Annotated in this window: 18 protein-coding genes and 2 tRNA genes; 12 read left to right on the forward strand and 8 right to left on the reverse strand. The window is 67.0% G+C overall.

Features of this window, described 5'->3' with window-relative positions; all coding sequences use genetic code 11:
- Window positions 1–3: 3 nt before the first annotated feature.
- Window positions 4–639 (reverse strand): TetR/AcrR family transcriptional regulator, encoded by a 636-nt coding sequence (locus H165_RS0109405; RefSeq protein ID WP_026146504.1) that lies wholly within the window; start codon window positions 637–639, stop codon window positions 4–6.
- 104 nt (window positions 640–743) lie between these two features.
- Here H165_RS0109405 and H165_RS0109410 point away from each other — a divergent pair, with 104 nt between their 5' ends.
- The 4 genes from H165_RS0109410 to H165_RS0109425 all read left to right on the forward strand — a co-directional run bounded on the left by H165_RS0109410 (window position 744) and on the right by H165_RS0109425 (window position 7,338).
- Window positions 744–1,853: an efflux RND transporter periplasmic adaptor subunit gene (locus tag H165_RS0109410; RefSeq protein WP_026146505.1), complete on the forward strand. Its 1,110-nt coding sequence runs from the start codon at window positions 744–746 to the stop codon at window positions 1,851–1,853.
- Between the two features lie 6 nt (window positions 1,854–1,859).
- Entirely contained in the window at window positions 1,860–4,925 is a 3,066-nt protein-coding gene (locus tag H165_RS0109415; RefSeq protein ID WP_017938685.1) for an efflux RND transporter permease subunit, read from the forward strand.
- Window positions 4,926–5,117: 192 nt separating this feature from the next.
- On the forward strand, window positions 5,118–5,777 hold the full coding sequence (locus tag H165_RS0109420) for a 7-cyano-7-deazaguanine/7-aminomethyl-7-deazaguanine transporter (RefSeq protein ID WP_017938686.1): 660 nt from the start codon (window positions 5,118–5,120) through the stop codon (window positions 5,775–5,777).
- Window positions 5,778–6,198: 421 nt separating this feature from the next.
- Window positions 6,199–7,338, forward strand: coding sequence for an HPP family protein (locus H165_RS0109425; protein ID WP_026146507.1), 1,140 nt, complete (start codon window positions 6,199–6,201; stop codon window positions 7,336–7,338).
- Here H165_RS0109425 and H165_RS0109430 read toward each other — a convergent pair.
- The 4 genes from H165_RS0109430 to rdgC form a co-directional block, all read right to left on the reverse strand.
- Window positions 7,335–8,198, reverse strand: a complete 864-nt coding sequence (locus H165_RS0109430) for a LysR family transcriptional regulator (protein ID WP_017938688.1) — start codon at window positions 8,196–8,198, stop codon at window positions 7,335–7,337. The two genes, H165_RS0109425 and H165_RS0109430, sit on opposite strands and share 4 nt — an antisense overlap.
- A gap of 81 nt (window positions 8,199–8,279) precedes the next feature.
- On the reverse strand, window positions 8,280–10,766 hold the full coding sequence (gene plsB, locus H165_RS0109435) for a glycerol-3-phosphate 1-O-acyltransferase PlsB (RefSeq protein WP_017938689.1): 2,487 nt from the start codon (window positions 10,764–10,766) through the stop codon (window positions 8,280–8,282).
- Window positions 10,767–10,909: 143 nt separating this feature from the next.
- Window positions 10,910–11,224: a quaternary ammonium compound efflux SMR transporter SugE gene (sugE, locus tag H165_RS0109440; protein WP_017938690.1), complete on the reverse strand. Its 315-nt coding sequence runs from the start codon at window positions 11,222–11,224 to the stop codon at window positions 10,910–10,912.
- Between the two features lie 141 nt (window positions 11,225–11,365).
- Entirely contained in the window at window positions 11,366–12,286 is a 921-nt protein-coding gene (gene rdgC, locus H165_RS0109445) for a recombination-associated protein RdgC (protein ID WP_017938691.1), read from the reverse strand.
- Window positions 12,287–12,451: 165 nt separating this feature from the next.
- On the opposite strand from rdgC, the gene H165_RS0109450 reads away from it, so the two are divergent.
- The 7 genes from H165_RS0109450 to H165_RS0109480 all read left to right on the forward strand — a co-directional run bounded on the left by H165_RS0109450 (window position 12,452) and on the right by H165_RS0109480 (window position 15,525).
- Window positions 12,452–12,527: transfer RNA gene (locus H165_RS0109450), tRNA-Val, on the forward strand.
- A gap of 15 nt (window positions 12,528–12,542) precedes the next feature.
- A tRNA-Asp gene (locus H165_RS0109455) sits at window positions 12,543–12,619 on the forward strand.
- 171 nt (window positions 12,620–12,790) lie between these two features.
- A complete protein-coding gene (locus H165_RS0109460) occupies window positions 12,791–13,504 on the forward strand; it encodes a BamJ family beta-barrel-assembly machinery protein (RefSeq protein WP_026146508.1) in 714 nt (237 codons plus the stop codon).
- Between the two features lie 360 nt (window positions 13,505–13,864).
- Entirely contained in the window at window positions 13,865–14,308 is a 444-nt protein-coding gene (locus tag H165_RS0109465; protein ID WP_026146509.1) for a YkvA family protein, read from the forward strand.
- Window positions 14,309–14,353: 45 nt separating this feature from the next.
- Entirely contained in the window at window positions 14,354–14,692 is a 339-nt protein-coding gene (locus tag H165_RS0109470; protein WP_026146510.1) for a helix-turn-helix transcriptional regulator, read from the forward strand.
- The gene (locus tag H165_RS0109475; RefSeq protein ID WP_026146511.1) at window positions 14,689–15,054 is read left to right on the forward strand and encodes a hypothetical protein; all 366 of its coding nucleotides are present in this window, start codon (window positions 14,689–14,691) and stop codon (window positions 15,052–15,054) included. The genes H165_RS0109470 and H165_RS0109475 overlap by 4 nt, the downstream gene beginning before the upstream one ends.
- Window positions 15,055–15,525, forward strand: a complete 471-nt coding sequence (locus tag H165_RS0109480) for an SEL1-like repeat protein (RefSeq protein WP_017938696.1) — start codon at window positions 15,055–15,057, stop codon at window positions 15,523–15,525.
- 84 nt (window positions 15,526–15,609) lie between these two features.
- On the opposite strand, the gene H165_RS0109485 is transcribed toward H165_RS0109480, so the two are convergent.
- Window positions 15,610–17,691 carry a carboxy terminal-processing peptidase gene (locus tag H165_RS0109485; protein ID WP_017938697.1) on the reverse strand — a complete coding sequence of 694 codons (2,082 nt, stop codon included), beginning with the start codon at window positions 17,689–17,691 and terminating at the stop codon, window positions 15,610–15,612.
- Between the two features lie 135 nt (window positions 17,692–17,826).
- Between H165_RS0109485 and H165_RS0109490 the strand changes: the two genes are divergently transcribed.
- Window positions 17,827–18,789, forward strand: a complete 963-nt coding sequence (locus H165_RS0109490) for an NAD(P)H-quinone oxidoreductase (protein ID WP_026146512.1) — start codon at window positions 17,827–17,829, stop codon at window positions 18,787–18,789.
- 381 nt (window positions 18,790–19,170) lie between these two features.
- On the opposite strand, the gene H165_RS0109495 is transcribed toward H165_RS0109490, so the two are convergent.
- A complete protein-coding gene (locus H165_RS0109495; RefSeq protein WP_017938699.1) occupies window positions 19,171–20,463 on the reverse strand; it encodes a M18 family aminopeptidase in 1,293 nt (430 codons plus the stop codon).
- 72 nt (window positions 20,464–20,535) lie between these two features.
- Complete coding sequence (locus H165_RS0109500) at window positions 20,536–21,171, reverse strand: RluA family pseudouridine synthase (RefSeq protein ID WP_026146513.1); 636 nt, start codon at window positions 21,169–21,171, stop codon at window positions 20,536–20,538.
- Window positions 21,172–21,181: the final 10 nt, after the last annotated feature.

A 21,181-nucleotide genomic window follows, 5' to 3' on the forward strand; every position in this document is an offset into this window, starting at 1 on the left:
CGCTCAGGGCCGGTAGGCGCGGATGAACAGCTCCACTACCTCGCGCACGTGGGCTTCGGCGTCGTCCGGGCTCATCGGCTCGGCGCAGCCGCACAGCAGACGGAAGTTGTGGCCGCCCTTGATCAGACAGAAGAAGTGCTCGGCGGCGTGGCGCGGCTCGTCGATGGCTAGCAGGCCGCGGCGACGCACCTGATCGAGCAGGTCGCTCATCTCGTCGAGCAGCTGCTGCGGGCCGGAGTGATAGAAGATGTTGGCCAGCTTGGCGTCCTGTGCCGCCAGGGACATCATCAGGCGGTGCAAGGCGATGGACTCGCGGCTGCAGATCAGGGTGTGGAAGGCGCGGCCGATGTTCAGCAGCACCGTCTCCACCGGCACCTCGTCGCCCAGCTCGAACAGCAGCTCCGGCATCAGCTCCTCGCACTTGGCCTTGACCGCCGCGGCGAATAGCGTCTCCTTGTCGGTGAAATGGCTGTACACGGTGAGCTTGGAGACTCCCGCCTCGGCGGCGATGGCGTCCATGCTGCTGCCTTCGTAGCCGTTGCGCAGGAACAGGGACTTGGCCGCCTCAAGAATGGCGCGGCGCTTGGCGGGATCCTTCGGGCGACCGGGACCGTTGGCTTGCAATGACGGGTCAGACATTTGGGTACCGCTTGCCCTCGATAATACTGGACTGGTCAGTTCTCTATTTTTACTATACCCGCCAGTATAAATATTCAGGCTTCACCGGCGAAAGGTCAGCCATCATGTCGCGTCATGCTTTGCCTCGCACCCTGCCACTAGCCCTTGCCCTGCTCCTCGCCGCCTGCGGCAACGGCGATCAGATCCAGAAATCCGTGCGTCCGGTCATGGTCGTCCAGCCGGAGCCCGCCGTGGAGTCGGTCGAGGCGTTCCCAGGCGAGGTGCGTGCGCGCCTCGAGTCGGAGCTGGCCTTCCGCATCGGCGGCAAGATCGTCAAGCGCCTGGTGGACAGCGGGGCGCGGGTGAAGCAGGACCAGCCGCTGGCCGAGCTGGACCCGGAGGACGTGCGTCTGCAGCTGGAGGCGGCGCGCGCCCAGGTGGCGGCCGCCGAGGCCAACCTGCGTCTGGTGCGCGCCGAGCGTGAACGCTACCAGGCCCTGCTGGAGCGCCACCTGATCAGCCGCTCGCAGTTCGACAACGTGGAGAACCAGTACCGCGCCGGTGAAGCGCGCCTCAAGCAGGCCCGCGCCGAGTTCGACGTGGCCAGCAACCAGGCCGGTTACGCGGTGCTGCGTGCCCCTGCCAGCGGGGTGATCGTCTCGCGGTACGCCGAGGTGGGGCAGGTGGTGGCTGCCGGTCAGCGGGTCTTCACCCTGGCCGCCGACGGCGAGCGCGAGGTGCTGATCAGCCTGCCGGAGCATTCCATCGAGCGCTTCCGCATCGGCCAGGAGGTCTCCGTGGAGCTCTGGTCGCAGCCCGGCAAGCGCTTCCCCGGCCGCATCCGCGAGCTGTCGCCGGCCGCCGATCCGCAGTCGCGCACCTATGCCGCACGGGTCTCCTTCGCGGACGCCGAGGTGCCCGCCGAGCTGGGGCAGAGCGCCCGGGTATTCGTCCAGGTGAACGGCGCGGCGCCGCTGTCAGTGCCGCTCTCCGCGCTGACCGCCGAAGCCGGCGTGCCCTTCGTGTGGGTGCTGGACCCGCACACCTCCACGATCAGACGTACCCCGGTGCGCATCGGTCCCTACGGCGAGGAGCGGGTGCCGGTGCTGGAGGGGCTGAAACCCGAGGACTGGGTGGTCGCCGCCGGCGTGCAGGTGCTGCGCGACGGTCAGGAGGTGCGTCCGGTGGACCGCGCCAACCGAGTGGTCAAGGTGCTGGCCAAGGCCAAGGAGTGACGTGCGGTGAACTTCAATCTCTCCGCCTGGGCGCTGAAGAACCGCCAGATCGTCCTCTACCTGATGCTGCTGCTTGGCATCGTCGGGGCCATTTCCTACACCAAGCTGGGGCAGAGCGAGGACCCACCGTTCACCTTCAAGGCCATGGTGGTGCAGACCAACTGGCCGGGGGCGAGCGCCGAGGAGGTGTCCCGCCAGGTCACCGAGCGCATCGAGAAGAAGCTGATGGAGACCGGCGAGTACGACCGTATCGTGTCCTTCTCGCGGCCCGGCGTCTCCCAGGTGACCTTCATTGCCCGCGACTCCATGCGCTCGGCGGAGATTCCCGAGCTCTGGTACCAGGTGCGCAAGAAGATTGGCGACATCCGCCACACCCTGCCGCCGGGCATCCAGGGGCCGTTCTTCAACGACGAGTTCGGTACCACCTTCGGCAACATCTACGCGCTGACCGGCGAGGGCTTCGACTACGCGGTGCTCAAGGACTACGCCGACCGCATCCAGCTGCAGCTGCAGCGGGTCAAGGACGTCGGCAAGGTGGAGCTGATCGGGTTGCAGGAAGAGAAGGTGTGGATCGAGCTGTCCAACACCAAGCTGGCCACCCTCGGTCTGCCCCTGGCGGCCGTGCAGCAGGCTCTCGAGGAACAGAACGCGGTGGCCTCCGCCGGCTTCTTCGAGACCGCCAGCGACCGCGTGCAGCTGCGGGTCAGCGGCAAGTTCGACTCGGTGAAGGAGATCCGCGACTTCCCGATCCGTGTCGGCGACCGCACCTTCCGCATCGGTGACGTGGCCGAGGTGTACCGCGGTTTCAACGACCCGCCGGCGCCGCGCATGCGCTTCATGGGCGAGGACGCCCTGGGCATCGCGGTGTCCATGAAGCAGGGCGGCGACATCCTGGTGCTCGGCAAGGCCCTGGAGCAGGAGTTCGCCCGCCTGCAGGAAACCCTGCCGGCCGGCATGCAACTGCGCAAGGTGTCCGACCAGCCGGCGGCGGTGAAGATGGGCGTCGGCGAGTTCGTTCGGGTGCTCGCCGAGGCGCTGGTGATCGTCCTGCTGGTGAGCTTCTTCTCCCTCGGCCTGCGCACCGGCCTGGTGGTGGCGCTGTCGATCCCCCTGGTGCTGGCGATGACCTTCGCCGCCATGCACTACTTCGGCATCGGCCTGCACAAGATCTCCCTCGGCGCCCTGGTGCTCGCCCTCGGTCTGCTGGTGGACGACGCCATCATCGCCGTGGAGATGATGGCCATCAAGATGGAGCAGGGCTTCGACCGCTTCCGCGCAGCCAGCTTCGCCTGGACCAGCACCGCCTTCCCGATGCTTACCGGCACCCTGATCACCGCCGCCGGCTTCCTGCCGATCGCCACCGCGCAGTCGGGCACCGGCGAATACACCCGCTCGATCTTCCAAGTAGTGACCATCGCCCTGCTGCTGTCGTGGATCGCCGCGGTGGTCTTCGTGCCCTACCTGGGCGACCGACTGCTGCCCGACCTGGCCAAGCAGCATGCCGGCAAGCACGGCGCCGGGCAGGCTCACGATCCCTACGCGACGCCCTTCTACCAGCGCTTCCGCGGTCTGGTGGAGTGGTGCGTGCGGCGCCGCAAGACGGTGATTCTCCTGACCCTCCTGGCCTTCGTCGCCTCGCTGCTGCTGTTCCGGCTGGTGCCGCAGCAGTTCTTTCCGCCGTCAGGACGCCTGGAGCTCATGGTCGACCTCAAGCTCGGCGAAGGCGCCTCGCTGCGCAATACCGAGGCTGAGGTCAGGCGCCTGGAGCAGATGCTCAAGGACCATCCGGGCATCGACAACTACGTGGCTTACGTGGGCACCGGCTCGCCGCGTTTCTACCTGCCGCTCGATCAGCAGCTGCCGGCGGCGAGTTTCGCCCAGTTCGTGGTGCTGGCCAAGAGCGTCGAGGAGCGCGAACAGCTCCGTAGCTGGCTGATCCGCCTGATGGAGGAGGAGTTCCCCACCGTGCGCTCGCGCATCTCGCGGCTGGAGAACGGCCCACCGGTCGGCTACCCGGTGCAGTTCCGCGTCTCCGGCGAGCACATCGATGAGGTACGCGCCCTGGCCCGCAAGGTGGCCGACAAGGTGCGCGAGAACCCCCACGTGGTGAACGTCCACCTCGACTGGGAGGAGCCCAGCAAGGTGGTGCGCCTGATCGTCGACCAGGAGCGCGCTCGCGCTCTCGGGGTGAGCACCGCCGATGTGTCGCGCTTCCTGCAGAGCTCGCTGACCGGCATCCCGGTCAGCCAGTATCGCGAAGACAACGAGCTGATCGACATCGTTCTGCGCGGCACCGAGCAGGAGCGCACCGAGCTGGGCCTGCTGCCGAGCCTGGCGATGCAGACCGGCAGCGGCAAGAGCGTGTCGCTGGCGCAGATCGCCACCCTGGAGTACGGCTTCGAGGAGGGCATCATCTGGCACCGCAACCGCCTGCCCACCGTCACCGTTCGCGCCGACATCTACGGCGATCAGTTGCCGGCCACAGTGGTCGGACAGATCGACCCGACCCTCGACGAGATCCGCGCCGCGCTGCCTTCCGGCTACCTGTTGGAGATCGGCGGCACCGTGGAGGATTCGGCGCGCGGCCAGCGCTCGGTGAACGCCGGCCTGCCGCTGTTCGTGGTGGTGGTGCTGAGCCTGCTGATGCTGCAGCTGAAGAGCTTCTCGCGCTCGGCCATGGTGTTCCTCACCGCGCCTCTCGGGCTGATCGGCGTGACCCTGTTCCTCTTGGCGTTCCAGAAGCCCTTCGGCTTCGTCGCCATGCTCGGCACCATCGCCCTGGCGGGGATGATCATGCGCAATTCGGTGATCCTGGTGGACCAGATCGAGCAGGACATCGCCGCCGGTTTGGAGTGTCGCCAGGCGATCATCGAGGCCACGGTGCGACGCTTCCGGCCCATTGTGCTGACCGCCCTGGCCGCGGTGCTGGCGATGATCCCGCTGTCGCGCAGCATCTTCTTCGGGCCCATGGCGGTAGCCATTATGGGCGGCCTGATCGTCGCCACCGCGCTCACCCTGCTGTTCCTTCCGGCGCTCTATGCGGCCTGGTTCCGGGTCCCGGCCGAGCGCTGAGGGCGCATCGCGATGGACAGGGCGGGATGCCGGTCCACCGCGATCAGCACGGGGTGATGTCGCTTCGTTGACCCTCTGGTCAGAAAACTGCCGCATGGCGCTATCCAAGCCAGTCAGGGCCGGCTAGAATGGCGCGCCGCCGGTTCCGGCCGGCATGGGTTCCCTCACCCCATCGATCAAAAAGGTCCGCCCATGAGCCTGCAACTCACCCCCCGTCAGCGCCTGGCCCTGGCCGCGCTGATCGCCTTCCACATCCTGATCATCATCGCCAGCAACTATCTGGTGCAGCTGCCCATCACCCTGTTCGGCTGGCACACCACTTGGGGGGCGTTCAGCTTTCCGTTCATCTTCCTGGCCACCGACCTGACCGTGCGCTTGCTTGGCAAGGGCCCGGCGCGCCAGGTGATCGCCCGGGTGATGGTGCCGGCGCTGCTGGCATCCTACGTGGTCTCGGTGCTGTTCCAGGAGGGCGCCTTCCGCGGCTGGGCGGCCCTCGGCCAGTTCAACGACTTCGTCCTGCGTATCTCCCTGGCCAGCTTCCTCGCCTACGTCTGCGGACAGTTGCTCGACATCCAGGTGTTCGATCGCCTGCGCAGGCTGCCGCAGTGGTGGATAGCGCCGAGCGCGGCCATCACCCTGGGCAACCTGCTGGACACCTTCGTGTTCTTCTCGGTGGCCTTCTGGCACAGCAGCAACCCCTTCATGGCCGAGCACTGGGTGGAGATCGCCAGCGTCGACTACGGGGTCAAGCTGGCGATCAGCCTGATGCTCTTCGTGCCGCTCTACGGCATGCTGCTCAACCTGCTGCTGCGTCTGCTGGCCGGGCGCGCGGTGTTGCCGGCGGCGTCCTGACGCCGGCGAGCGCTGCGGTGGTTCTGCCTGGCCTGAGTCGGTTTTCGTATCAATAAAATTGCATCAATACTGCATTATTATTAGTTATTCATCGTCGGCATTGCCCGGCAGAATTTCCGCCCATTGATCACGGCCCGCTGGCCGCGCCCCGAGGCGCTGCCGTCAGACGACGGGCGCGTTGTTTTGCGTGACGGAAATTACCCATGCCTGCCAGTACCGCTGTCCACACTTCCACTGCTCACCGCAGCTGCCTGCGCACCGGGCGGTCCGCAGGGGCCGTCGCTTCCGGCAGCGCCTTTCCGCAGACCTGACACAGCCCGATTCCGAACCCAAGGAAGGGGATCCCGCGCCTGCCTCTGGCGTGTTTCGGGGCTCGCCGGCCGAGCCTCGCTTTCTCGACGCATCCCTGCTTGCCGACACCATGACGCAACCTCGTTCCGCCTTTCTCGACTGGCTGCACGCCTTCGTTCCACAGGCCATCACCACCCGTCCGCGCGAATGGCTGCGGGCGGGTCTGGGCGCGAGCCTGGCCATGCTGCTCTGCACCTGGCTGGGCCAGCAGCTGTTCGGCCCGGCGGTGACCGGCCATCTGTTCGGCCCCCTGGCCGCCTCGGCAGTGCTGGTCTTCGCGGTGTCCTCCGGGGCCCTGGCGCAGCCTTGGCCGCTGCTCGGCAGCTACCTGGTGGCAACCCTGGTGGGCGCGCTGCTGCTGCACTTTCAGGGTGGCTCGCTGCCGGTCGCCGGCCTGGCGGTGGGGCTGGCGCTGCTGCTGATGTGTCCGTTGCGCTGCCTGCATCCGCCGGCCGGCGGGCTGGCCTTCTGCGTGACCAGCGGCGGCCCCGAACTGGCCATGCTGGGCCCCTGGGTGCTGCTCCCTGTGCTGTTCAACGTGCTCTGCCTGCTAGGCTGCGCGCTGCTCTACAACAACCTGACGCGGATGCGCTATCCCAGGCTGGCGGCTCCGCCGGTCGCGCTGCACAACACCGGGGATCCGGCGCCGGTGGCGCGGGTCGGCATCCAGCCGGTGGATCTGGCGCAGGCCCTGGACGAGCTGGGCGGGTTCGTCGACCTCACCTGCGAGGAGCTGGAGCGCATCGTGCGGGTTACCGAGAAGCACGCCCTGCAGCGCTCCATGGGGGGCATCACGGCCGGGCAGATCATGGCCCGCGACCTACGCTGGGTCGGTCCCGAGACCAGCGTCGAGGAGGCCCTGCAGCTGTTCGAGTACCATCACCTGAAGGCCCTGCCGGTCCTCGACGGCGAGCGCCGTCTGGTGGGCATCCTCAGCCTCATCGACCTCATCGGCCATGCCCGCCAGGCGCGTCGCGGCTACCTGTTCGGGCGCCGCGTCCGGCGCCGTCAGGTACCGGTCGCCCAGTTGATGACCCAGCCGGTGGTCTGGGTGGACAGTGCTGCCCACGTGGTCGAACTGATCCCCCTGCTGGCCGACCAGGGGCTGCACTGCCTGCCGGTGATGGAGCGGGGGGCGCTGGTTGGGGTGATCACCCAGACCGACGTTATCGCCGCGCTGCAGCGCGAGCTGGTCGCCCGTCTGGCCTAGATCATCGGATCCCAGCGCTGTGACCAGTCGCTGTCGCGGCGGCTCACCTCGCGGACCAGCTGCAGGGCCTGTTGTAGCGCCTCGGAGTCGCGTTCGCGGGAATAGACCAGGTAGGTGGGGTAGCTGAACTCCGGGGCCTTGGGCACCCGTTCGAGGATGCCGCGGTCCAGGTAGCTGTGTACCACCCGGCTGCGGAAGTAGCCGGAGCCACCCTGGTCGAGGATGTACTGCAGGGCCAGCGGGCCGAGGTTGAAGCCCAGCGCCGCCTTGGCCTTGTCTGGCAGGGCGGCGTCGTGCTGGCGGCGGAAGTCCTCGCCCCAGTCGATGTAGACGTAGGGCTCGGGGCGCACCGGATCGCGGATCTGGATGAGCTTCTCCTCGAGCAGCTGTTCCACCTGCAGGCCCGGCCAATAGACCGGCCGGTAGACCAGCGCGGCATCCAGCACGCCGATCTCCAGGCGATGCAGCAGCTGCTCGGCCTCGCCCACCTCGGCGCGGATCGCCTGGCCGGGGATGCGCTCGCGCAGTTCCCGAACCCAGTCGAGCATCAACGGGTTGCACAGGCTCACCTCGCCACCGACGTGGAGCACGTTGCGGTAGCCGGCGAGCAGCGGCAGGTCGCGCTGCGCCGCGTCCCAGGTCTGCACCAGCTGGTTGGCGTAGACCACGAAAGCCTCGCCGTCGGCGGTCAGGCGTGCGCCGGCACGGTTGCGCACGAACAGCCGGCAGCCGAGCCGGCTTTCCAGGTTCTGCACCCGGGCGGTGATGGCGGTCTGGGTGACGTGCAGGCGCTCGGCGGCGGCGATGAAGCTGCCGCTGCGGACGATGGCCAGGAAGGTACGGGCGAGCTCGATGTCCATGGGCTACCCCGGAGGCATGGGGCAGCCATTGTAGCCGGGAAGACGCAGTCCGGTCCGTCGCCGGACCGCGTTGCCGGCGGCTCAGGCCGCCGGGGCGGCCGGCTCCTCGCTGCGGTCCAGGGCGACCTGGCGGATCGACAGGCGCAGCTCGGCCGGCAGCACACGCTTGGCGACTCCCTCGACCACCTCGGCGAGGGCCGGATGGTGGCTGAGCTTGCCGGCTTCGTCGCGGCGCAGCACACCCTCGTCCAGCAGGGTCTGGATGAAGTTGCGGAACAGCGTCTTGTCGAAGAACTCCGGGGCGTTCAAACCATGCAGCACCGACAGGCGCTGGGCCATCACCGTGGACAGGTTCTCCAGCTCCTCGGCGCTCAGGGCGTTCTGCCCGGCGTTCAGCAGCAGGGCGATGGCCATGTAGAAGCGCTGCAGGGTCGGCACTATGGCTCGCGACAACAGGGTGAGGAATACGAACTGCCTCGAGCTGGGTGCCGGGCGGATGTAGACGTCCGCCTCGACCTTGAGCAGGCCCTGGCCGACCAGTGCCTCCAGCCACTGGTTCACCACTGCGTCCAGCTCGTCGCGCTTCCAGCGGATGAACAACTCGGCCTGCAGGTAGGGGTAGAGGGCGTGCACGTAGCGCAGGATCTGCTCGCGGCTGATTCGCGCGCTGCTCTGGAAGAAGCTGGCGAGCAGCGCCGGCAGGGCGAAGATGTGCAGCACGTTGTTGCGGTAGTAGGTCATCAGCACCGCGTTCTGCTCGTCCAGGTAGCAGATGTTGCCCAGGGCGTCCTTCTGCTCGTCGATCAGCCGCATGCCCTTGACGAACTCCAGCAGCGCCTTGCCGTCGCCGTCGGGCAGGGTCACGCAGGGCGAGTAGGGCACCTGGCGAAGCAGCGCGAGGTAGAGGTCGAGGATGCGCACCAGGGCGTTCTCGTCCAGGGCCTGGCGGTGGGTGGAAAGGATCGCCAGGGCCACCAAGTTGACCGGGTTGACCGCCGCCGCCTCGTTGAGGTGCTGGGCGACCCGCACGGCCAGGCGGTTGGTGGTCTCGGTGAGCCATTCCGGGCGGTACTGCGGGCCGAGCTCCTGGTCACGCCAGCCGGGCTGCTGCTGGTCGAGGAACTCGGCCAGCTCGATCGGCTCGCCGAAGTTCACCCAGACCTGGCCGAAGCGCTGCTTGAGCGCGCCTAGCACCTTGAACAGGTCGAAGATGGATTCCTTCTTCTTAGCCGCGCCGCGCAGTTCGCCCAGGTAGGTGCGGCCCTCCAAGACGCGCTCGTAGCCGATGTACACCGGCACGAAGACGATCGGCAGGCGGCTGGAGCGCAGGAAGCTGCGCAGGGTGATGGCCAGCATCCCGGTCTTCGGCTGCAGCATGCGTCCGGTGCGCGAGCGGCCGCCCTCGACGAAGTACTCCACCGGGAAGCCCTTGGTGTACAGGGTGTGCAGGTATTCGTTGAACACCGCGGTGTACAGCGGGTTGCCGCGGAAGGTGCGGCGCATGAAGAAGGCTCCGCCGCGGCGCAGCAGGCCACCGATCAGCGGCATGTTGAGGTTGATCCCGGCGGCGATGTGCGGCGGGGTCAGGCCGTTGCGGAACAGGATGTAGGAGAGCAGCAGGTAGTCGATGTGGCTGCGGTGGCAGGGCACGTAGATCACCTCATGGCCCTGGGCGATCTCCTGCACGCTGTCGATGCGGTTGACGCGGATGCCGTCGTAGATCTTGTTCCAGAACCAGGACAGCACCACCTCGAGGAAGCGCACCGCGGTGTAGGTGTAGTCCGAGGCGATCTCGTTGCCGTAGCGCAGCGCGGTGGCCTCGGCCTTGGCCAGGGTGACCTTCTCGCGCTCGGCCTCCTCGGCGATGGCCTGGCGTACCAGCGGGGCGTGGATCAGACCCTTGACCAGGTTGCGGCGGTGCGAGAGGTCCGGGCCGATCACCGCGGTCTTCTGGTTGCGAAAGTGCACCCGAAGGATGCGTTGGACCATGCGCAGGGTGCGTTCCTGGCCCTTGCCCTGGTCGATCAGCTCGCGCAGGTGGATGGGCGCGGAGAACTGCACGCGGGTCTTGCGGCCGAGGATGAGAATGTTGATCAGCCGGCGCAGCCGCCCGGTGACTGCCCAGGTATCCGCGAACAGCAGCTTCCAGGGGCTGGTCTCGCGATCCGGCGACTGGCCCCAGAACACGCTGACCGGAATGATCTGCGCGTCCTCCACGGCGTGCTGGCCGATGGCGTTGACCAGGCGCAGCAGGGTCGGCGAGTTGCCGCGCGGGTCGCGGCGGCCGAACCAGGCGTGCTCGCGGTTCAGGTAGAAGAACCCGGCCGGTTCCGTCTGGCCGCCGAGTGCCACCGGCAGCACCGGGCGCGGCAGGCCGGCCTTGCTGCATTCCGTGTCGAGAACCGCCAGGTCGCTCAGCGACGGCTGCTGCAGCACGTAGAAGATCGGTCTGCTGCGGTCCAGCTTGAGGCTGAACGCGGACTGGTTGATGGTCTCGGAACGTACCCAGAGGTAGAGCAGGCGACGCAGGATGCCGAAGGCCAGGCGGCGGAACGGAGAATGGGTCATACCAAATCTGCTGTGGGATCTGAAACGAGCAATTGCTCGGGGCGCCTAGTGTGCCGGATTCGCCGGGCAGCGGCAAAAGCCGGGGCGGGGCGCGTCTGGGCGCGCAGGGGAAAGGCGCGGATCAGAGCACCGCCCGGCGCCGCTCAGTGGCTGAGCTTGAGGCCCACCAGCCCGGTGACGATCAGCGCCACGCTGGCCAGGCGCAGCAGGGCCACGGATTCGCCGAACAGCAGGATGCCGGCGATCACCGTACCCACCGCGCCGACCCCGGTCCATACCGCATAGGCGGTGCCCAGCGGCAGCTGCTTCATGGCCAGGCCGAGCAGGCCGAGGCTGACCAGCATGGCGGCGACGGTGAGCAGGGTGGGAAGCGGGCGGGTGAAGCCCTCGGTGTATTTCAGGCCGACGGCCCAAGCGACCTCGAACAGGCCGGCGAAGAACAGGATGATCCAGGACATGCTGACCTCCAGCACGCGTGCCGGGGTCGTCCCCAACATTATTCGAACGGAGGCCGGGGTCGTCCCCGGCCGCGGCATTCTGGCAAAACCTGACCTCCGGGGCAATCCCGTGCGCCGCGGCGGTCCGGATTATGGCCGGGGTCAGATGCCCTGGGGGATTTCCTCGCCGCCGAGCGCCTCGAACAGGGCCGGGAGAAACTCGCTGAAGGTCAGCATCATCAGAGTGAAGCTGGCGTCCTGCTGGGCCAGGGCATCGTCGCCGCCGTCCTGCTCGGCCTGCTCGGTCAGCAGATCCTCGAAGCGCAGCCGCTTGATGACCAGCTTGTCGTCCAGCACGAAGGACAGCTTGTCCTGCCAGGCCAGGGCCAGCTGGGTGACCTGCTTGCCGGTGGACAGGTGCAGCTGGATCTCGTCGCTGGTCAGGTCCTGGCGCTTGCAGCGCACCACGCCGCCGTCCTCGTGGGTGTCACGCAGCTCGCACTCGTCGAGCACGGTGAAGTCCGGCGCGGCCTGCTGGGCCTTCACCCAGTCGGTCAGGGTGGCGCTGGGCGCGACTTTCACCGACAGCGGCCGCACCGGCAGCGAGCCCAGGGCTTCGCGCAGGGTCGACAGCAGGTCCTCGGCACGCCGCGTGCTGGCGCTGTTGACCAGGATCAGGCCGAGTTTCGGGGCGATGGCGGCGAAGGTCTGCGAGCGGCGGATGAAGGCGCGCGGCAGGAAGGCCTGAATGATCTCGTCCTTCAGCTGTTCGCGTTCCTTCTTGTAGACCTTGCGCATCTGCGCGGTCTCGATTTCCTCCACCTTCTCCTTGAGAGCGTCCTTGACCACGCTGCTGGGCAGGAGGCGTTCCTCCTTGCGTGCGGCGATCAGCAGGAAGTCCTGGCTGGCGTGCACCAGAGGCGCGTCCTCGCCTTTGCCGAAGGGCGCGACGAAGCCGTAGGTGGTCAGCTCCTGGCTGGCGCAGGGGCGGGCGGGCTTGCCGGCCAGCGCGGCTTCCAAACGTTCGGCATCGAAGGAAATGTCCTGGGTGAGGCGATAGACGAGCAGGTTGCGGAACCACATGGTGGAAGAATCTCCTGGCGGTGCACACGAAGGGGCGCATTATTCTCTGCATGGTCGATGAGGCCAACCCTGAGCTAACTCTTTGCTGCACCGAAAGAAATTTCTTCAAAAAGAGCTTGCCAGGGGGGAGGGTGCTCCGTAGAATGCGCGCCACACCGAGACGATGGGTGGTTAGCTCAGCTGGGAGAGCATCTGCCTTACAAGCAGAGGGTCGGCGGTTCGATCCCGTCACCACCCACCAATCTTGGGGTAACGCGCAGCGGTAGTTCAGTCGGTTAGAATACCGGCCTGTCACGCCGGGGGTCGCGGGTTCGAGTCCCGTCCGCTGCGCCATTTTTCCCATCCTGCAGTCCCCCTTCTTCCCCTCTCTCCTTCGCTTTCCAGATCCCTGAACCTATTCGGGTTTTGCTGTTCATATCCTCGTAGCCAGTGATCACGCAGGCCTGATAAGCTCGCATCTTCACTCGACAGCCCCACTGCGTGGGTACGGACCAAGGAAACAGCATGAGACAGCATCGTTTGGCGGCCGCAGTAGCGTTGGTCGGCCTGGTTCTCGCCGGTTGCGACCAGCAAGCCGCCGTGGAGTTGAAAACTCCGGCACAGAAAGCTTCCTACGGAATTGGCCTGAACATGGGCCGCAGCCTGGCCCAGGAAGGCATGGATGATCTGGATTCCAAGGCCGTCGCCCAGGGCATCGAGGACGCGCTGGCCAAACGCGAGCAGCGCCTGAAGGACGAGGAGCTGATGGAAGCCTTCGCTTTCCTGCAGCAACGCTCCGAGGAGCGCATGGCCAAGCTCAACGAGGAAACCGCCGCGGCCGGCAAGAAGTTCCTCGAGGAGAACGGCAAGCGCGAAGGGGTGACCACCACCCAGTCCGGCTTGCAGTACGAAGTGCTCAAGAAGGCCGAGGGCGCCCAGCCGAAACCCACCGACGTGGTCACCGTGCACTACGAGGGCCGCCTCACCGACGGCCAGGTGTTCGACAGCTCCATCGAGCGCGGCAGCCCCATCGACCTGCCCGTCAGCGGCGTGATCCCCGGCTGGGTGGAAGGCCTACAGCTGATGCACGTGGGCGAGAAGTACAAGTTCTACATCCCCAGCGAGCTGGCCTATGGCGAGCAGAGCCCGAGCCCTGCGATCCCCGCCAACTCGGTGCTGGTGTTCGACGTCGAGTTGCTCGGCATCAAGCCGGTGGACGGCGACGAAGAGCAGCAGTAAGTCCCCCGATGGTTGGTCAGCAACGCCCCGTCTCTGCGGGGCGTTGTCGTTTCTGGGGGACATATTGCGTGAACCGGTGGTCAGAACAGGAGCGATAGATTCTTCAGTGTTACGGTTATGCACATTGTGAGAGCCGTTCTCAGCCGGGCCTCGTGGAACCATCTTGTAACCTAGGTTCTTGTATAACCAATTGATTTATTTTGAATTTTTCCTGGTGGGCAAAATTTGCCCGATTTGTCGGAAAGCTGCATGGCATGCGGCTTTGCGGCGCTCATTCAGGTTTTTTCGACAGAGTTGTCCACAGCTTTGGTGGATAACCCGCGCAGGCCCTTTAGGGCGGGGAATTGCCGGGAGGTGGCGATGAAGACTCCGTGGAACCTCAAGCGTTACCTGACCCAGGCGCAGCGTTTCCTGCGTAGTGGCCGCCTGCCATTGCTGCTTGCCGCGGTGAGTCGCAAGAGCATCCGGCAGAGCTGGCGACTGGCCGGGGTCAGGGAAGAGTTGCGGCTGCTGCAGGCGCTCTGCGTGGCCTGGTGGCGCGGCGAGTACCGGGCCGTCAGCCCGCAGGCGCTGGTCGCCGTGGTCGCCGCACTGCTGTACTTTCTCTCGCCGCTGGACGCCATCCCCGATCTTTTGTTGGGGCTGGGGCTGATCGACGACTTCGCCGTCCTGGCTTGGGTGTTCGCCACTTGGAGGCAGGAGCTGGAGGCGTTCCGCGCCTGGCGGGACGCCCAGCCCGTGGACAAGCAGCAGGCGCTGCTAACCCCGCCCGAGCTCGGGCAAGAGGCGGGTGGACGACGCTGAGGCCCTGTTAAGATGGCTTGTTTCACCGAGAGCAAGGATCCCACCATGAACGTGCAAGTGATCATGCGCGATGGCGAGCCGGAATACGCCGTGCTGCCCTGGGCCGAGTATCAGACTCTGCTGCACGCCGCCGGTCGTCCGGCACCTGCGGCAGCGACCGAGGCTGCCAGTAGTGCCCCTGCCGTGCCCGGGCGACCGACCCTGGCCTGTCTCGCCGAGCTGCGCGAGGGCAAGGGGCTGACCCAGGAACAATTGGCGCGAGCGGTCGGCATCAGTCCGCACTATTTGGCTATGATCGAAAAAGGAGAGCGGCAACCGGACTCGGCAATCCGGCGCGCCCTGGCGTGGAATCTCGGAGTGGATGGCTGGGGAGATGACATGTGAGCATACGTATTAGCCGCCAACAGTGGGAGGCGTTGTTGCATGAGCTCGCCGAAGCCCGCCGGCAACGCCACCTGCTGACCTACCGCGCGCTCATCGAGCGCCTCGAACTACCCACACCCGCCATGCAAACCCTCACGGCAGCCCTGGAACACCTGGCCGCACTGGACGCCCGGGCCGACCGTCCACTGCGTAGCGCCCTGGTGATCAGCCAGGGTGCCAGCCGCCTGCCGCGTACCGGTTTCTTCGAGAGCGTGGAGCGCCTAGGGCGCTTCTCCGGACCGTCTGACGGTGTGGCAGCGGCTTCCTGGCACGCCGCCGAGGTGGCCCGAGTGTTCGAATACGACTATCCCGAGGGCGTCTGAATGTGGCACTGGAAACTGCGTGCCCGGTTGGGCTACAGGGTGGCGCGCTCCCTGCTGCGCTGGCGTTGGGTAGTGGCCAGGCCGCGTGCCTGGCAATGGATGCAGGGTCAGTACGCACGCATGGCGGCGCTGGGGGATACGGCCGCGCAGAGCTTCTACGGCCATCTGCTGCTGTTCCGCGGCCAGGGCTTCGGCGCCCGCGAGGAGGGCGTCCGTCTGCTGCGCCTGGCCGCCAACGCGGGTGATGCCAAGGCCGCCTACCAGTTGGGCGTGTTGAGTCTGGCCGGGGATGCCCGCCAGGCGCCGGATGGTCTGGAGGCGGCGCGCTGGTTGGGTATGGCCGCGGCTGCTGGGCATCCCCTGGCGGCTCGCCGCCTGGCTGAGCTGTACCGCGACGGTGGCCACGGTCTGGCACCGGACCCCGTCGAGGCCGAGCGCTACGCGGCGCGGGCCGCGGAGCTGGGGTTGTAGTCGCAGCTGCAGGCTGCGCCGAGCTTTTCGGCGGGAAGTGAAAAAGGCGGTCCCAGTCCCGGACCGCCTTTTCCTTGAAGAGGCTCAGTGTTTGGCGAGCGCCGAGCTGAGGCCTAGGTAGTCGAGCATGATCTGCCCGGTCTCCACCAGATAGGCGTCCTCTTCCGGCTTGAGCTTCTCGTCCCTGGCCGGCAGAGCGTCCTCGTCCTCCTTCTTCAGCTCCTTGAGCGGCTCCTCGCCCTTGGCTTTGCGCTTGGCGTTCTCCATGGCCAACTGGCGGGCCTCGATCTCCGCCTGCTGGGCGCGGCGCTTGGCCTCGTTGAGGCTCACCGTGGTCTCGCGCATCAGCTCCTGGCTAAGGGCCAGGCGGTTGCGGGTGAACACGAAGTCCGGGTTCTGCGCGACGCGGGCGTCGTGACGGGCCTTGAGCTCGGCCAGGAACGGCTTGAAGGGGTTGTTGTCGGGCTTGATCACCGGGCGGATGCTGTCCCAGGGCATGGCCTCGGGCAGGGCGCTCTCGCCGATCTCCTTAGTGTCCACCACCGAGGGGTACTCGATATCGGGGATCACCCCCTGGTGCTGGGTGCTCTGCCCGGAGACCCGGTAGAACTTCGCTAGGGTCAGCTTCAGCTCGCCGTGGTTGAGCGGCTGGATGGTCTGCACCGTGCCCTTGCCGAAGGTTTGGCCGCCGAGGATCAGGGCGCGGTGGTAGTCCTGCATGGCGCCGGCGAAGATCTCCGAGGCGGAGGCCGACAGGCGGTTGACCAGCACCGCCAACGGGCCGGTGTAGTAGGGGCTCTTGCTCTCGTCGGCAAGCACGTCGACCCGGCCGTCGCTGTTGCGCACCAGCACGGTGGGACCCTGGCCGATGAACAGTCCGGTCAGCTCGGCGGCCTCCTGTAGGGAACCGCCGCCGTTGTTGCGCAGGTCGATGACGATGCCGTCGACCTTGTCCTTCTGCAGCTCGTCGATCAGCCGTTTGACGTCGCGGGTGGTGCTCCGGTAGTTGGGATCGCCGGCCCGGTAGGCCTTGAAGTCCAGGTAGAAGGCGGGGATCTCGATCACCCCGAGGGTGAACTGCTTGCCCTCATGCTCGAGCTTGAGGACCGACTTCTTGGCTGCCTGCTCTTCCAGCTTGACCGCCTCGCGGGTGATGGCCACCACCTTGCTGGTTTCGTCGTTGGGCGCGTTGCTGGCCGGGATCACCTCCAGGCGAACCACCGATCCCTTGGGGCCGCGGATCAGCTTGACCACCTCGTCGAGGCGCCAGCCCACCACGTCGACCATCTCGCCGTCACCCTGGGCCACGCCGATGATCTTGTCGGCCGGGGCCAGTTGCTTGCTCTTCTCGGCCGGGCCGGCAGGCACCAGGCGGACGATCTTCACGTAGTCGTTGTCGCTCTGCAGCACTGCGCCTATGCCTTCCAGCGACAGGCTCATGTTGATGTCGAAATTCTCCGCGCTCTCCGGCGACAGGTAGTTGGTGTGGGGGTCATAGGACTGCGCGAAGGCGTTGATGTAGGTCTGGAAGATGTCCTCGCTGCGGGTCTGGCTTAGGCGCAGCAGCTGGTTCTTGTAGCGCTTGGTCAGCTGTTCCTGGATTGCCTTGTCGTCCTTGCCGGCGATCTTCAGGCGCAGTACCTCGTCTTTCAGGCGCTTGCGCCAGAGCTCATCGAGCTCCGCGGAGTCCTTGGCCCAGGGGGCGTTCTCGCGATCGGTCTCGAGGGTCTCGTCGAGGGTGAAGTCGATCTTGTCGATGCCCTTGTCCAGCTCGGCCAGGACGAACTCCAGGCGTTCCTTGAGACGGTCCAGGTGGCGCTTGTAGATGCTGAAGCCGGGCCCCAGGTCGCCGCTCTTCAGCAGGTCGTCGAACTTGGTCTTCCAGCGCTCGAACTCGGCGATGTCCGCTGCGGTGAAGTAGCTGCGCGCCGGGTCGAGCATCTTCAGGTAGCCTTCGTAGATCAGTACCGAGCGGGCGTCGTTCAGCGGCGGCTTGCTGTAGTGGTGGCGTTTGAGCAGTTCCACCACGTTGAGACTGGCGATCACCTGCTCGCGGTCGGGCTGCAGGCTGTCCCACGGGTTGCCGGCCTTGCTGCTGGCGAAAACCGGCAGCGCGCTGAGACCGAGGACGAGGGCAAGGGCGGTGCGGGGAAGGAAGCGCTTCATGCTGCGGGTTCGACGTGTGACAGTTGATCAAGCATATTAGGCCGTCTTTGCGGGCGACGGTTCAATGGGGCCGTCGCGTAATGAAAAAGAAAGCCCAGCCGCGGGCTGGGCTCATGGCATCACTATGGAGGCACTGTGAAGGCATTGCAAGGCATTGAAGGACGCCTGGAATGGGTGGAACGACCGACTCCGGCCTGCGATGCTGGCCAGGTGCGCATCCGGGTGGCGGCCGCCGGGCTGAACCGTGCGGACCTGCTGCAGCGGGCCGGGCTCTATCCGCCGCCGCCGGGGGCCAGCGACATCCTCGGCCTGGAGTGCGCCGGGGTGGTCAGCGAGGTGGGCACCGGCAGTTCCTGGCAGGTCGGCGACCGGGTCTGCGCCCTGCTGGCCGGCGGTGGCATGGCCGAGGAAGTCGTAGTCGACGCCCGCCATGTGCTGCCGGTGCCGGAAGGCCTGGATCTGCGTGAGGCGGCGGCGCTGCCGGAAGTCTATGCCACCGCCTGGCTCAACCTGTTCTGGCTGGCCGCCCTCAAGCCCGGCGAGAAGGTACTGCTGCACGCCGGAGCCAGCGGCGTGGGGTCGGCGGCTATCCAGCTATGCAAGGCGTTCGGCAATCCCTGCTGGGTCAGCGTCGGCTCCGCCGAGCGGCTGGCCTATTGCGAATCCCTTGGTGCCCAGGGCGGGGTGATCCGCGGCAGCGGCCTGGAGGGGCTGCGCGATTTCGGGCCCTTCGACGTGATCCTCGATCCGGTGGGCGGCAGCTATGCGGCGCTCAATCTGGCTCTGCTAGCCCACGACGGGCGTTGGGTGAACATCGGCCTGATGGGCGGGCGCAAGGCGGAGCTGGATCTGGCCCTGCTGCTCGGCAAGCGGGTGCAACTGATCGGCTCTACCTTGCGTAACCGCGATGCCGAGTTTAAGGCGCGGCTGATCGGCGATCTGCGCGAGCAGGTCTGGCCGCTGTTCGCCGAGGGCCGGCTTTCGCCGCGCCTGGAACGCAGCCTCCCGGCCAGGGACGCGGAGGCCGCCTTCGCCACGCTGGCCAGCAACCAGGTGGCCGGCAAGCTGGTGCTGCTGATCGACGAGCGCCTGGGCTGAGGCTGGTCAGTCGCAGGCATAGGGCTGTCTGCCGTGGCGTGGATTGGCTTCGCTGGTCCAGGCCAGGCTGTCCCAGTTGTGTCCCAGTTGTGCGGCATGGGTGCAGTACCAGGGCTGGGTCACCCCGCCTGGGCATGCGTTACCCGGCGCAGCTGTGGCCAATCGTTGCGCGAGATGACGGCATAGATGGGGCGCTTCCCAGGGGGCGCCTGCGGTCTGCAGCGGGCTTCCAGGCGCATTGCCTTTCATGGCACATCGACGGGCGCCCGTCGCTCCCTGTGGGGCACTACCCCAAGCGGCCCGGCTTTTCCGGTATCTGCGTGTCGGGGCCGGGGCGAGGAAGAGGGACATCTGGTTTCCCCTCTCCCTCCGGGGACGGGCTCAGGGTAGTTCAGGGCTGGCGTAGAAGGCGGTCAGCACCTTGACCAGATGGGCCAGGTCCTGGCTGCCGGCCAGTTCGCGGATCGAGTGCATGGCGAAGGTCGGCAGGCCGATGTCCACGGTGCGCACGCCCAGCTGGCTGGCGGTGATCGGTCCGATGGTCGAGCCGCAGCCCATGTCGCTGCGCACCACGAAGCTCTGCACGGGCACCTCGTTCTCCAGACAGAGATGGCGGAAGAAGCCGGCGGTCTCGCTGTTGGTAGCGTAGCGCTGGTTGGAGTTGATCTTGATCACCGGGCCGGCGTTGAGCTTGGGGCCGTGGTTGCCGTCGTGCCTGTCGGCATAGTTGGGGTGCACGCCGTGGGCGTTGTCGGCGGAGACCAGCAGGGACTTCTGGATGGTCCGCGCGAAGCCGGACTGGTCCTCCCCCAGCAGGCGGCGCAGCACCTGCTCGAGGAAGGGGCCGTCGGCGCCGCAGGCCGAGCAGGAGCCCACTTCCTCGTGGTCGGTACAGACCAGCACGCAGGCTTCCTCGCCCTTGGCGGCGAGCAGTGCCTGCAGGCCGGCGTAGCAGGACAGCAGGTTGTCCAGCCGGGCCCCGGCGATGAAGTCGCCGTCCAGCCCCACCAGGGCCGCCGGCTGGGTGTCGTAGAAGCTCAGCTCGTAGTCGAGTACCGCGTCGGCGTTGATGCCGTGCTCGCGGGTCAGCTGCTCGGCGAGCAGGGCGCGGAAGTCGTAGGGCTCGTGGCCCGGTACCTGGGCGAGGATCGGCGGCAGTTCGTTCTGGGCGTTGATCGGCCAGCCCTGGTTGGCCTCGCGGTTGAGATGGATGGCCAGGTTGGGGATCACCGCGATGGGCGCGCGGAAGTCGATCAGTTGGCTCTGCACCTTGCCGCTCTCGCGGAAGGTGACCCGGCCCGCCAGGGACAGGTCGCGGTCGAACCAGGGCGCCAGCAGGGCGCCGCCGTAGACCTCCACGCCCAGCTGCAGGAAGCCCTGACGCAGTAGCTCGGGGTTCGGCTTGACCCGCAGGCAGGGGCTGTCGGTGTGCGCGCCGACCAGGCGCAGGCCGCTCTCCAGTGCGGAGCGCTTGCCGAGGCGCACGGCGATCAGCGAGGAGTCGTTGCGGGTGACGTAGTAGCGGCCGCCGGGCTCGGGGTGCCAGGCGTCGCGTTCGTCGAGGCGCTGGTAGCCGGCCGCCTCGAGGTGCTTGGCCAGGCTGGCGGTGGCGTGGAAGGGCGTGGGCGAGGCCTTCAGGAAGTCGATGAGGCCTTGATTCAGATCGACGGGCATACGGGACTCCAACTGCAATGCCCGGAGTTTACCGAGATCGCGCGGAAAAGCCGATAAAGGCGCCGCGATGGCCTAGAAGGGCGCCGGGCAGTGGAAGCGCAGGCGCTCACCGGTCCGTGGATGGGTGAAGGCCAGCATGCTAGCGTGCAGGCACAGCCGCTGGTGGGCGGCGAGGGCCTCGGGGTGGGCGTAGAGTCGGTCGCCAAGCAGTGGATGGCCGATAGCCAGCATGTGCACCCGCAGCTGATGGGAGCGGCCGGTGATCGGGGTCAGCTCGACTCGGCTGTAGTGGCCGCAGCGCTCCAGTACGCGCCAGAAGGTCAGGGCATGGCGGCCGTGCTCGAAGCAGACCACGTGGCGCGGCTTGGTCGGCGGGTCGTAGCGTAGCGGCAGCTCGATGCGTCCGCTGTCCAGTTCCGGCTCGCCCCAGCACAGGGCGGTGTAGGCCTTCTCGGTCTCGCGGTCGTGGAACTGCCGGGACAGCTCGCGGTGGCTGTCGGCGTCGCGGGCCAGGAGGAGCAGCCCGGAGGTCTCCCAGTCCAGTCGGTGGACGATGCGCGCCTCGGGGTAGCCGTTCTCCTGCAGGCGGGTGATCAGGCAGTCGCGGTTGTCCTCGGCGCGACCGGGCACCGAGAGCAGCAGGGTCGGCTTGTTGACCACCAGGATGGCGGGGTCGGCATGGAGGATTTCGATGTTGGCAAGCGGCATGGGGTTCACG

Origin of the sequence: Pseudomonas thermotolerans DSM 14292 (assembly GCF_000364625.1) — a bacterium.
In the GTDB taxonomy this organism is placed as follows: Bacteria; Pseudomonadota; Gammaproteobacteria; order Pseudomonadales; family Pseudomonadaceae; genus Aquipseudomonas; species Aquipseudomonas thermotolerans.

What these genes read in the sequence shown, in the direction of transcription:
- plsB (WP_017938689.1), bottom strand. Translation starts at nt 10,766, where the DNA reads ATGACCCATTCTCCGTTCCGCCGCCTGGCCTTCGGCATCCTGCGTCGC.
- H165_RS0109460 (WP_026146508.1), top strand. Translation starts at nt 12,791, where the DNA reads ATGAGACAGCATCGTTTGGCGGCCGCAGTAGCGTTGGTCGGCCTGGTT.
- H165_RS0109495 (WP_017938699.1), bottom strand. Translation starts at nt 20,463, where the DNA reads ATGCCCGTCGATCTGAATCAAGGCCTCATCGACTTCCTGAAGGCCTCG.
- H165_RS0109470 (WP_026146510.1), top strand. Translation starts at nt 14,354, where the DNA reads ATGAACGTGCAAGTGATCATGCGCGATGGCGAGCCGGAATACGCCGTG.
- H165_RS0109480 (WP_017938696.1), top strand. Translation starts at nt 15,055, where the DNA reads ATGTGGCACTGGAAACTGCGTGCCCGGTTGGGCTACAGGGTGGCGCGC.
- H165_RS0109500 (WP_026146513.1), bottom strand. Translation starts at nt 21,171, where the DNA reads ATGCCGCTTGCCAACATCGAAATCCTCCATGCCGACCCCGCCATCCTG.
- H165_RS0109465 (WP_026146509.1), top strand. Translation starts at nt 13,865, where the DNA reads ATGAAGACTCCGTGGAACCTCAAGCGTTACCTGACCCAGGCGCAGCGT.
- rdgC (WP_017938691.1), bottom strand. Translation starts at nt 12,286, where the DNA reads ATGTGGTTCCGCAACCTGCTCGTCTATCGCCTCACCCAGGACATTTCC.
- H165_RS0109425 (WP_026146507.1), top strand. Translation starts at nt 6,199, where the DNA reads ATGACGCAACCTCGTTCCGCCTTTCTCGACTGGCTGCACGCCTTCGTT.
- H165_RS0109420 (WP_017938686.1), top strand. Translation starts at nt 5,118, where the DNA reads ATGAGCCTGCAACTCACCCCCCGTCAGCGCCTGGCCCTGGCCGCGCTG.
- H165_RS0109410 (WP_026146505.1), top strand. Translation starts at nt 744, where the DNA reads ATGTCGCGTCATGCTTTGCCTCGCACCCTGCCACTAGCCCTTGCCCTG.
- H165_RS0109485 (WP_017938697.1), bottom strand. Translation starts at nt 17,691, where the DNA reads ATGAAGCGCTTCCTTCCCCGCACCGCCCTTGCCCTCGTCCTCGGTCTC.
- sugE (WP_017938690.1), bottom strand. Translation starts at nt 11,224, where the DNA reads ATGTCCTGGATCATCCTGTTCTTCGCCGGCCTGTTCGAGGTCGCTTGG.
- H165_RS0109430 (WP_017938688.1), bottom strand. Translation starts at nt 8,198, where the DNA reads ATGGACATCGAGCTCGCCCGTACCTTCCTGGCCATCGTCCGCAGCGGC.
- H165_RS0109405 (WP_026146504.1), bottom strand. Translation starts at nt 639, where the DNA reads ATGTCTGACCCGTCATTGCAAGCCAACGGTCCCGGTCGCCCGAAGGAT.